The sequence below is a fragment of the Desulfocurvus sp. genome, assembly GCF_023230885.1.
Classification (GTDB): domain Bacteria; phylum Desulfobacterota; class Desulfovibrionia; order Desulfovibrionales; family Desulfovibrionaceae; genus Desulfocurvus.
Genome location: NZ_JALNWM010000108.1, coordinates 1 through 11,094, shown reverse-complemented (window position 1 = coordinate 11,094; position 11,094 = coordinate 1). Strand labels below are relative to the sequence as shown.

General features: G+C 69.5%; 12 protein-coding genes. 9 read left to right on the top strand and 3 right to left on the bottom strand.

The genetic code is table 11. The features are described from left to right. Positions 1-242: 242 nt before the first annotated feature. The 9 genes from M0P34_RS09115 (at position 243) to M0P34_RS09075 (ending at position 9,891) form a co-directional block, all read left to right on the top strand. Positions 243-1,007, top strand: coding sequence for an ABC transporter ATP-binding protein (locus M0P34_RS09115; protein ID WP_291498601.1), 765 nt, complete (start codon positions 243-245; stop codon positions 1,005-1,007). A gap of 30 nt (positions 1,008-1,037) precedes the next feature. Further along, positions 1,038-2,177: a branched-chain amino acid ABC transporter substrate-binding protein gene (locus M0P34_RS09110; protein WP_291498600.1), complete on the top strand. Its 1,140-nt coding sequence runs from the start codon at positions 1,038-1,040 to the stop codon at positions 2,175-2,177. Between the two features lie 130 nt (positions 2,178-2,307). Further along, positions 2,308-3,219: a branched-chain amino acid ABC transporter permease gene (locus M0P34_RS09105; RefSeq protein ID WP_291498599.1), complete on the top strand. Its 912-nt coding sequence runs from the start codon at positions 2,308-2,310 to the stop codon at positions 3,217-3,219. Then, positions 3,197-4,426 (top strand): branched-chain amino acid ABC transporter permease, encoded by a 1,230-nt coding sequence (locus tag M0P34_RS09100; protein WP_291498598.1) that lies wholly within the window; start codon positions 3,197-3,199, stop codon positions 4,424-4,426. The genes M0P34_RS09105 and M0P34_RS09100 overlap by 23 nt, the downstream gene beginning before the upstream one ends. Positions 4,427-4,430: 4 nt before the next feature. Beyond that, positions 4,431-5,159, top strand: a complete 729-nt coding sequence (locus M0P34_RS09095; RefSeq protein WP_291498597.1) for an ABC transporter ATP-binding protein — start codon at positions 4,431-4,433, stop codon at positions 5,157-5,159. A gap of 136 nt (positions 5,160-5,295) precedes the next feature. Continuing rightward, positions 5,296-5,502: a hypothetical protein gene (locus M0P34_RS09090; protein ID WP_291498596.1), complete on the top strand. Its 207-nt coding sequence runs from the start codon at positions 5,296-5,298 to the stop codon at positions 5,500-5,502. A gap of 93 nt (positions 5,503-5,595) precedes the next feature. Continuing rightward, a complete protein-coding gene (locus M0P34_RS09085; RefSeq protein ID WP_291498595.1) occupies positions 5,596-6,624 on the top strand; it encodes a glycosyltransferase family 1 protein in 1,029 nt (342 codons plus the stop codon). A gap of 138 nt (positions 6,625-6,762) precedes the next feature. Then, positions 6,763-7,578 carry a TatD family hydrolase gene (locus M0P34_RS09080; protein WP_291498594.1) on the top strand — a complete coding sequence of 272 codons (816 nt, stop codon included), beginning with the start codon at positions 6,763-6,765 and terminating at the stop codon, positions 7,576-7,578. 162 nt (positions 7,579-7,740) lie between these two features. Continuing rightward, positions 7,741-9,891 (top strand): methyl-accepting chemotaxis protein, encoded by a 2,151-nt coding sequence (locus M0P34_RS09075; protein WP_291498593.1) that lies wholly within the window; start codon positions 7,741-7,743, stop codon positions 9,889-9,891. A gap of 99 nt (positions 9,892-9,990) precedes the next feature. On the opposite strand, the gene M0P34_RS09070 is transcribed toward M0P34_RS09075, so the two are convergent. From M0P34_RS09070 to M0P34_RS09060, 3 genes are all read right to left on the bottom strand, one after another. Further along, positions 9,991-10,407, bottom strand: coding sequence for a hypothetical protein (locus M0P34_RS09070; RefSeq protein WP_291498592.1), 417 nt, complete (start codon positions 10,405-10,407; stop codon positions 9,991-9,993). A 19-nt stretch (positions 10,408-10,426) separates the two neighbouring features. Next, entirely contained in the window at positions 10,427-10,708 is a 282-nt protein-coding gene (locus M0P34_RS09065; protein ID WP_291498602.1) for a DUF4911 domain-containing protein, read from the bottom strand. Beyond that, positions 10,708-11,094 (bottom strand): M24 family metallopeptidase (locus tag M0P34_RS09060; protein ID WP_291498591.1); only part of this gene is annotated, 387 nt, incomplete at its 5' end. The genes M0P34_RS09065 and M0P34_RS09060, both read right to left, overlap by 1 nt.

Below are 11,094 nucleotides of genomic sequence, written 5' to 3'. Positions count from 1 at the left end.
GGGCTGGCGAAGCCCGCGCCGCGCGCTCCGCCCCGGCGCCCCCGCCTGGCCGCCAGGAATTACAAAAAGGTTAATTCAGTTATTTCATCGTCCTTTCCCCTCCCCCGCGAGAACCCAGACACCACGGATGCAAGGGACTGATTTATCTGCATTCAACAGAATTGCAGAGAAGCTTGTGCGGCCTCAAAATCGAGGCAATCCCCTTGCGTTTGCAGCTTGTTTCAACTATGGAAATTTGGCGTATGAATAGCCAATCCGACCTCATCCTCAGCGACGTGACCGTCCAGTTCGGAGGCCTCAAGGCCGTCGCCGACGTGAGCTTCGCCGTTCCCGCCGGGCAGATCGTCGGGCTCATCGGCCCCAACGGGGCGGGCAAGACGACGATATTCAACGTTATAACAGGTGTTTACAAGGCATCCGAGGGCGACGTGAGCTACGGCGGCCAGCCCCTGCTGGGCCTGCGACCCCATCGCATCCTGGCCGCCGGAATCGCCCGGACGTTCCAGAATATCCGTCTGTTCACGGCCATGACCGCCCTGGAGAACGTCATGGTCGCCCAGCATTGCCGTTCCTCCAAGGGCGTGTTCGGGGCCATCCTGCGCACCCCCTCCCAGCGTCGCGAGGAGCGCCGCATCCGCCAGCGCGCCCGGCAGGCCCTGGAGTTCATGGGCCTTGGCGAAATCGCCGACGAGGTGGCAGCCAACCTGCCCTACGGCCACCAGCGCCGCCTGGAAATCGCCCGGGCCCTGGCCTCGGAGCCCGCCGTGCTGCTGCTCGACGAGCCCGCGGCGGGCATGAACCCTGCCGAAAGCGCCGACCTGACCGTCTACATCAGGAAAATTCGCGACCACGGCGTCAGCGTGCTCATGGTCGAGCACGACATGAAGGTGGTCATGGGCATCTGCGACCGCATCGTGGTTCTGGACCACGGTGTGAAGATAAGCGAGGGCAACCCCGGAGAAGTCCAGCGCGACCCGAAGGTCATCGAGGCCTATCTGGGGCAATAGCGCGGACGGCAAACAAGAGGAGGATTCGGCATGAAACGGCTTCTTTCCCTGTCGTTGGCCCTGGCCCTGGCGCTGACCGTCGCCACGGCCGCCCCGGGCCTGGCCAAGACGCTCAAGGTCGGCAGCCTGAGCCCGCTCACCGGCCCCTACGCCGCCGACGGCAACGACATCGCCAACGGCGTGCGCGCGGCCATCGCCGTGGTCGAGCAGGAGGGCGGCATCCCCGGCTACGACGCCATCGAGCTGTTCGCCCAGGATTCGGCCTGCGATCCCCGCCAGGCCGTGGCCGCCGCCAACAAGCTCATCAACGAGAAGGTGGCCTTCGTCATCGGCGCCTACTGCTCCTCGGCCACCATCCCGGCCTCCGAGACCCTGGACGAGGAATCCATCCCCATGCTGACCCCGGCCTCCACCAGCGAGAAGGTCACCGAGCGCGGCCTGGCGCACATGTACCGCATCTGCGGGCGTGACGACGACCAGTCCGTGGTGGCGGTGAAGTTCATGGTCGAGCACCTCAAGGCCGGCACCGTCTACATCATCGACGACAAGACCACCTACTCCCAGGGCCTGGCCGACAACGTCGAGGCCAAGGCCGGGGCCGCGGGCATCAAGGTCCTGGGGCACGACCATGTGAACCAGGGCGACAAGGACTTCTCCGCCGTGCTGACCAAGGTCAAGCAGGCCGACCCCGCCGTGTTCTACATGAGCCTGCAGAACTCGTCCTCCGGCGCGCTCATGGCCATCCAGGCCCGGCGCATGGGCATCACCGCGCCCATCATCGGCCAGGACGCCGTGTACCACCCGCAGCTCATGGAAATCGCCAAGGAAGCCGCCGAGGGCATGTACCTGACCTTCGGCTTCATCGACCAGGAGCGCCCGCTGTACAAGCTGTTCCTGGAGCAGTACGCCAAGATGGGCTTCGCCTCCCCCGGCGCCTATTCCGGCTACGCCTTCGACGCCGCCTACGCGGCCCTGAAGGCCATCAAGGAAACCGGCGGCACCGACCCCGACAAGATGAAGGCCGCGCTCATGGCCATGGACTACGACGGCGCCACCAAGCGCATCAAGTTCCTGGAGAATGGAGACTCCGGCTCCAACTACATCATCCGCAAGGTCCAGGGCGGCGAGTTCATCAACTACTGGAACCCCGAGACCAACGCGCTCTACTAGCGCGCGGCGGCACTCCCGCCGGGGCCGCCCGCGCGGCGGCCCCGGCCGGGGTGTCCCGGGCCCCGGGCGCCCCCCGGCAGGACGGTCCGCCGCGCCTCCGGGCAGGACACCAAGGACAGGAACCAGGCCTATGGAATTCTTCATCCAGCAAGTCATCAACGGGCTGACCCTGGGCGGGCTCTACGCGCTCATCGCCCTGGGCTACACCATGGTCTACGGGATCATCCAGCTCATCAACTTCGCCCACGGCGAATTCTTCGCCGCCGGGGGCTACATGGGCGTGATCCTGCTGAGCTTCCTCGCGGCCCACGGCTACATGGAGACCCACCCCTGGTTCTGCCTGTTCGGTGCCCTGCTGCTGACCATGGGCTACTGCGCCATGCTGGCAATGGCCGTGGAAAAGGTGGCCTACAAGCCCCTGCGCTACGCCTCGCGCCTGTCGGTGCTGCTCTCGGCCCTGGGCATGTCCATCTTCCTGCAAAACGGCCTCATGCTGACCCAGGGCGTGTACGACAAGGCCTACCCCACGGAGTTCACCCACGGCGGGCTGGACTTCGGGCTGATCACCTTCTCCTACATGCAGATCCTCATCGTGGCCGTGACCATCGCCCTGCTGCTCGGGCTCAACGCCCTGGTCTTTCGCACGCGCATCGGCACGGCCATGCGCGCCACGGCCCAGGACAAGGTCATGTCCTCCCTGGTGGGCATCAACTCCAACCGCATCATCTCGACCACCTTCGCCATCGGCGCGGCCCTGGCGGCGGCGGCGGGCATCATGATCGGCCTGTACTACGGCAGCGTGCGCTACGACATGGGCTTTGTCCCCGGCATCAAGGCCTTCGCCGCCGCGGTGCTCGGCGGCATCGGCAACATCACCGGGGCGATGGTCGGCGGGCTGATCATCGGCATGGTCGAAATCTTCGCCGCCGGATATCTTTCCAGCGAATACAAGGACGTGTGGGCGTTCATCATCCTCATTGCGGTGCTGTACTTCATGCCCACGGGCATCATGGGTGAAAATGTCGACGACACTCGGGTCTAGAAAGGTCTGGCTCTACTGGGCCGCGGGCATGGCCTGGTTCTATCTGCTGCTGTGGCCGCTCATGGGCATCGGCGCCGACGGCGCCGTGAGCTTCGCGGACAGTCTCGCGGTCTGGGGCTATGTGGCCGCCGCCTCGGCGGCGCTGCTGGCGCTGCGCCAGCTGCACGCGCGCGGCGCCTTCGCCGCCGTGACCAGCCCCCTGGCCCGGGGCCTTGCCGGCGCCAAGACGGGCATGGACAAGGTGCCCCCGGCGGTGTGGTGGTCGCTGGCGCTGTGCATCGCCGCCGCCCTGCCCTTCGGCTCCGGTCGCTATGTGCAGGACGTGGCCATCAACGTGCTCATCTACATCTGCCTCGGCCTGGGCCTGAACGTGGTCATCGGCCTGTGCGGCCTGCTGGACCTGGGCTACATCGCCTTCTACGGCGTCGGCGCCTACACCTACGCCCTGCTGAGCATCCACTACGCCATGCCCTTCTGGATGGCCCTGCCCGTGGCCGCCGCCCTGGCCGCCGTGGCCGGGTGCATCATCGGCTACCCCACCCTGCGCATGCGCGGGGACTATCTGGCCATCGTCACCCTGGGGTTCGGCGAGATCGTGCGCCTGATCCTCAACAACTGGATGGCCCTGACCAACGGGCCCAACGGCATCCTGGGCATCCGGCCCCCCACGGCCTGGTGGCCGAGCTTCGAGGGCACCTTCGGCTTCGAGCTGATCCAGATGAAAAAGCTGACGGCCCTGTATTTCGTCATCCTGGGCCTGACGGTGCTGACCACCATCGCCGTGCACCGGCTGAACTTCTCGCGCATCGGCCGCGCCTGGGAGGCCATCCGCGAGGACGAGACGGCCGCCGAGCTCATGGGCGTGAACACCTTCCGCCTGAAGCTGCTGGCCTATGCCACGGGCGCGGTGTTCGGCGGGCTGGCCGGGGCGTTTTTCGCCGCGCGGATGCGCTTTGTCAGCCCCGAGAGCTTCACCTTCATCGAGTCGGCCATGGTCCTGGCCATGGTCGTGCTGGGCGGCATGGGCTCCATCCCGGGCGTGATGCTCGGGGCCCTGGCTCTGGTGGCCCTGCCCGAGGTCTTCCGCCAGTTCGAGCTGTACCGCATGCTGGCCTTCGGCGGCGCCATGACGGTGATGATGCTCTTCCGCCCCAAGGGCCTGTGGCCCGCAAAACGCTTCGGGGCCCGCTCCGAGGAAATGGACTAGGCCCATGACCGGCACAGCGACCCCCATCCTCGAACTGCGCGACGTGGTCACCTGCTACGGGCGCATCCAGGCCCTCAAGGGCGTCTCCCTGAGCGTCATGCCCGGCGAGATCGTGACCATCATCGGCGCCAACGGCGCGGGCAAGTCCACCACGCTGATGACCATCTGCGGCATCACGCCGCCCCAGTCCGGCGCGGTGTTCTACCAGGGCCAGCGGATCAGCGGCCTGTCGCCCGACCTGCTGCCGTCCCGGGGCCTGTGCCAGGTGCCCGAGGGCCGGCGCATCTTCCCCCGGCTCACCGTGCGCGAGAACCTGGAGATGGGCGCCTTCTTCCGCCGCGACAAGGACGGCGTGCAGCGCGACCTGGAGCATGTGTTCTCGCTTTTCCCCGTGTTGCGGGAGCGCCGCCGCCAGCGCGGGGGCACCCTGTCCGGCGGCGAGCAGCAGATGCTGGCCATCGGCCGGGCGCTCATGGGCCGCCCCCGGATGCTGCTGCTGGACGAACCCTCCCTGGGCCTGGCCCCGCTCATCGTGCGCCACATCTTCTCCATCATCGAGCGCATCAACAAACAGGAGGGCGTGACCATCCTGCTTGTGGAGCAGAACGCCAACCTGGCCCTGCAACTGGCCTCGCGGGCCTATGTCATGGAAACCGGCAGGGTGACGATGGAAGACGACGCCCGCGCCCTGCTCGCCAACGAGGCCATCAAGAAAGCCTACCTGGGCGAATAGGCGCCCGGCCGGGAAACGCGCCGCGCGCGGCCCACGGTGGCCGCTGCGGCGTGAAACATGTTTTTCTATATTGACAAACGCAACAATTCGGCTAGGCTGGCGGCACCCCAGGCCCACAAAGGACACGGGAGGAGCCATGCCCCTGTACTATGTGAACAGGAACGCCCGGCCCGACGGCGATCACGAGGTCCACGACGAGCACTGCCCGTACCGGCCCGAGCCCGCCGAAGGCGTCCTGCTGGGCTGGCACCCATCCTGCCACGGCGCCGTGCTCAAGGCCCGCGAGCACTTCGCGCGGGTGGACGGCTGCCACCACTGCTGCCCCGACTGCCAGCGGCGCTGACCACCGCCCAGGGTCCGCCCCGGCCACCGCGCGCGGCCGCCGATCCGGGGCCCGCCCTTGCCACCTGCCGCCACCTGGGCTAACACTGACCCCATGAGCAACCCCACGGGCACGACCCACATCTTCCTGCCGCCCCTGGCATCGCCCACGGGGGGGCTGGCCGTGCTGCACCAGATCGCCGCACACCTGCACGCCGCCGGGCGGCCCGTGGCCCTGGTGCCGCGCGAGGCCGGGTTCTGGCGCCCGGAGTTTTCCCGGGCCGTGCCCGTGGTGCCCTGGGCCGATCTGGCCCTGGCCCGGGGCGACATCTGGCTCGTGCCCGAGGGCTGGGTCAACGCCCTGGCCCCGGGGCTGCACTCGGGCGCACGCACGGTGCTCTATGTGCAGAACTGGGCCTACCTCTTCTCGGCCCTGCCGCCGGACGTGCGCTGGGACCAGCTGCCCGTGGAGTTCCTGGCCGTGTCCGACCCCGTGGCCCGCTTCGTGGAGTACGCCCTGGGCGTGCGGCCCCCCGTGGTGCGCCCGGCGGTGGATCCGGCCCGCTTCCGGCCGCCCGCCGCGCCGCGCCCGGCCAGCCCCGTGACCGTGGCCTACATGCCGCGCAAGAACAAGGCCCTGGCCACGCAGATCCGCGCCGTGGCCGAGGCGCGCGCCGCGCGCGACCCCGGCGCCCCCGCCCTGCGCTGGCTGGAGATCGCCGGGCAGCCGCCCGACGGCGTGGCCGAGCTGCTGCGCCGGGCGCACATCTTCCTGGCCACGGGCTTCCCCGAGGGCTGCCCCCTGCCGCCCCTGGAGGCCATGGCCTCGGGCTGCCTCGTGGTCGGCTTCACCGGGCTGGGCGGACAGGACTCCATGCGCCAGGCGGCAGACCTGCCCGGCGCCTTGCGGCCCTGGCTGCCCCAGCGCCCGGTGCCCTGGGGCGGGCAGGGCCTGTTCTGCGCCGACGCCGACGTGCTCGGGGCGGCCCAGGCCCTGGAAACCGCCGTGCGCTGGGTCGCGGGGAACCATCCGGCCCTGGCTGGCGCCCTGGACGCCGCCCGCGCCACCGCCGCCGCCTACAGCCCCGAGGCCCAGCGCCGCGAGGTCCTCGCCGCCTGGGACGCCCTGACCGCCCGGGGCTGAGCCGCCACCCCCGCCGCCCCCCGGCCCCGGGGGGTTGGCATCGCCGCCAAAAAGCCTATAGTCGGCCCCGCGACGCGGGCCGCAACGCCCCGCCGCCAGACCATCACGCCGGGCGCACCGGCGACGGACGCACACATCATGGGAAAAAAGAAACGCCCCCTGCCCGAGACCCTGGGCCTGCCCCCGGGCGGCGTGGAGACCCACGCCCACCTGGATATGGCCCCCCTGAACCAGGACCTGGACGCCGTGATCCGACGCGCCGCCCTGTGCGGCGTGTCGCGCATCGGCCAGGTCTTCCTCGGCCCCCGGGCCTACCACGCCGGGCGCGCGGCCTTCGAGGCCCACCCAGGGGTCTTTTTCCTGCTGGGCACCCACCCCCACGACGCCAAGGACCTGACCGCCGACGACCTGGAGGCCACCGCCGCCGCCTTCCGCGCCGACCCGCGCCTGCGCGCCCTGGGCGAGATCGGGCTGGACTACCACTACGACCTCTCCCCGCGCGAAACCCAGCGCGCGGCCTTCCGGGACCAGCTGGCCCTGGCCCGCGAGCTGGACGTGCCCGTGGTGGTCCACTCCCGCGAGGCCTGGGACGACACCGTAAACATTTTGTTGGACATGGGCTTCCACAACCGCCCGCTTCTGTGGCATTGTTTCACGGAGAATGTGGCGTGCCTGGACGAGGTGACGACCCACGGCTGGATGCTTTCGCTGCCCGGCCCGGTGACCTACCCCAGGAACGAGGCCCTGCGCGCGGCCGCCGCGGCCGCGCCCGGGGACAGGCTGGTCCTGGAAACGGACAGCCCCTTCCTGAGCCCCGACCCCTACCGGGGCAAGGTCAACGAGCCCGCCCTGCTCGGCTTCACGGCCCTGGCCGTGGCGGCCCTGCGCGGGCAGGACCCCGCCGAGCTGTGGCTGCTGGCGGCGGCCAACGCCTCGCGCTTCTTCGGGCTCTAGGGCGGCGAGTGGACCTCCGCCACCCCCGGGGCACGCCGCTGCTTCTCCGCACTGCGGCGCGGCCGCCATCGGGGCGTCACACGGCGCAGGCATAAACAGGCCCGCCCAGATCGGCCCATGCCCGGCCTTCCCGGGGCGACACCCATTTCCCGAGAGGTTCCCATGTCCGTCCGCCTCAAGGTTCTCGCACTCATAGGGCTGACCGCCCTGGTCTCCCTGCTCGGCTACGCCCTGCTCCTGGGCAACATGCGCAAGGCCGGGGAGGCCCATGTCCAGGAGACGCGCAAGGCCATCCGCAGCCGGGTGGCCACGGAGGCCGAGGTCATCAACACCTACATGACCGTGATGCAGGAAAAAACCCGCGACATCGCCACCGCCGGGGAAAACCTGTACGCCGTCCACAAGGCCACGGACGCCGACATGGAGCCCCTGGTCCGCGATTTCCTTGTTTCGAGCATCCGCAAGTATCCCGACGCCATCGGCTGCGGCGTGTGGTACGAGCCGTACACCTTCTTCACCGACCGCGAGTATTACGGCCCCTACGCCTACTGGGACAACGGCTCCGTGACCTTCACAATGGAGTACAACACCCGGGATTACGACTACCCCAACCAGGACTGGTACGCCCAGGCCGTGCCCCGGGACTGGAACCGCGCGCGCAAGCGCGACCGCGAGGTCTACTGGTCGGCGCCCTTCTTCGACACGGCGGGGACCAAGGCCCTCATGGTCACCGTGGCCGGGATCATGTACGACGGCGCGGGCCGGGTCATCGGCATCTCCACCCTTGACCTGAGCATGGAAACCCTGCGCAAGGTCGTGGGCGCCATCTCCGTCACGCCCTCCTCCCTGGCCTTCGCCGTGGAGACCCAAAGCGGCCTGGTCACCGCCTATCCCGCCGCCGACGAGATGGTGCTCAAGCCCGCCTCCGAGCTGCCCTTCGGGGCGGACCTGGCCCGCAACGCCGCCCAGGCGCGCCCCGGCCAGCCCGTGGAGTTCGAAACCACGGTGAACGGAGTTCCCTTCCTGGTCTTCTACAGCGTGACGCCCACAGGCATGGGCCTTGGCATCGCCGTGCACCAGGACGAGCTATTCGCCGATGCCCAGGCCCTGGCCCGGGCCAACACGCGCACGGCCATCGGCGCCGTGGCAGCGCTGCTGGTGCTCATGGGCGTCATCGCCCTGGCCCTGAACACGGCGGTGGTGCGCCCGGTGCGCACCCTGGCGGAGTTCTCCCACCAGGTGGCGGGCGGCGACCTGGACGCCACCGTGCGCGGCAAGCACACCAGCGAATTCGGCGTGTTGCGCTCGGCCATGGAATCCATGGTCGCCAGCCTCAAGGAAAAGATGCGCGAGGCCGGCCAGCAGACCGAGGCCGCACACCAGGCCGCCCAGGCCGCCGAGGCCGCCAAGGCCCTGGCCGAGGAGGCCACGCGCAAGGCCGAGGCTGCGCGGACAGAAGGCATGCGCCACGCCGCCGCCCAGCTGCGCGACGTGGCCCAGGTGCTGGCCACGGCCAGCGAGGACCTCAAGCGGCACATCGAACACTCCAGCCAGGGCGCCCGCGACCAGGCCATGCGCGTGGACGAGACCGCCACGGCCATGGAGGAGATGAGCGCCTCGGTGCTGGAAATCGCCAGGAACGCCGAGAACACCGCCGCCCTGGCCGAGAACTCGCGCACGGCGGCGGGCGACGGCTCGCGCCAGTTCGGCAAGGTCCGCGACGATTTCGCGGCCATCACCGAGGGCTTCCAGGGCGTCTACCAGGCCGTGGACGACCTGAGCGCCAAGGCCGACGGCATCGGGGCCATTGCCCAGACCATCGAGGACATCGCCGACCAGACCAACCTGCTGGCGCTGAACGCGGCCATCGAGGCCGCGCGGGCGGGCGACGCGGGCCGCGGCTTCGCCGTGGTGGCCGACGAGGTGCGCAAGCTGGCCGAGAAGACCATGACCGCCACCAAGGAGGTCGGCCAGTCCATCGGGGCCATCCAGCAGGCCGTGCGCGGCACCCTGACGGGCATCGACGGCACCCGCACCGTGCTCGACTCGTCGCGCGCGGGCGTGGAGACCGCCGGGAGCCTGCTGGAGCGCATCGTGGAGCTGGCGCGCCAGTCCTCGGACCAGGTCCGCTCCATCGCCACGGCGGCCGAGGAGCAGTCCTCGGCCACGGAGGAGATCAACCACAGCGTGGGCGAGGTCAACCGCATCTCCACGGAAACGTCGCGGGCCATGGACGACGCCCTGCAGGCCGTGGCCGAAGCCGGGCGGCAGGTGGACGTGCTGCGCAGCCTCATCACGGAGCTGGAGCGCTAGCCCGCGGGACAGACCGCAGACCGGGACCGGGAACCGGACCCGGCGACAAAAAAAGGGAGCCCCCGGGGCTCCCTTTTTTTGCGTGGCGCGCCGGGCGCGCTAGAAGCGGATTTCCTTGATGTCCTTGGCCGCCAGGCGCATCAGGCCCCAGGGCGTGCGCCCGAAGAACACCGTGCGCGGCGAGGCCGTCACGGTCTTTTCCTGACCGTCGGCAAAGCTCACCCGCGCCAGCAGCTCGTCGCCCTGACGCAGGAAGACCACCCGCGAAATCCGGGCGAAGTCGATGCTCAGGCTGGCCTTGCCCATCTGCACGGGCACCACGGTCTGCCCGTCCACCGAGAAGTCCTCGGCCTGGAAGCTGGTGTCGGTCACGTCCACCACGGTCACGGTGAAGTGCCGGTCGGGCTCGGGAATCTTGTTGATGATCCCGGTGTCGCCCAGGCCGCCCATGCCCATGCAGGCAAGGGCCAGAAGCAGGGTCGCGGCCAGGGCCGCGAGGCGTCGCAAGGCTGGCATTGGCTGTCTCCGCGGGCGCTCAGGGTTCGATGACGGCGAAATCCACCTGCGTGCGCATGGCTTCGAGCCATTCCCGGACCTCCCGCTCCTGCCCCGGGGAATGCACCAGACGGCAAACCGCACTGTATCTGTCCACCACACTCAGATAGGCCAAATTGTCGTGGCCTTCAAGAATGAACTTGAACAGGGCCATGTCCTGCGGGCGCAGGCGGACATAGACGCGCCGCGACCGCGCGGGGGCGACGGCCTCGCGCGCGTAGCGGGCCGAGCGGGCCTTGCCCACCCTGCGCCGCAGGGCCATCACAGGACCTCGGCCCCGTCTTCGGTGACCAGGATCATGTACTCCCAGCGGATGCCGCCCCACCGGGGGTAGTACAACCCCGGCTCCACGGTGACGACCATGCCCGGCTCGAACACGCCCGTGGCCTTGGGGCCAAGGCTCGGGGCCTCATGGGTCTCCAGGCCGATGCCGTGGCCCAGGGCGTGGGTGAAGTGCTCGGCCACGCCGTGGCGCTCGAACACCGCCCGGGCCGCCTCGTAGGCGCCCGCGATGGGCCGCCCGGGGCCGATGGCCGCGATGCCCGCCGCCTGGGCCTCGCGGGTCTGCTCCAGGGCGCGGGCAAAATGCTCGGCCGGGGCGTCGCCCACCCAGAAGGTCCGCGTCTGGTCCGAGCAGTAGTCGTCCAG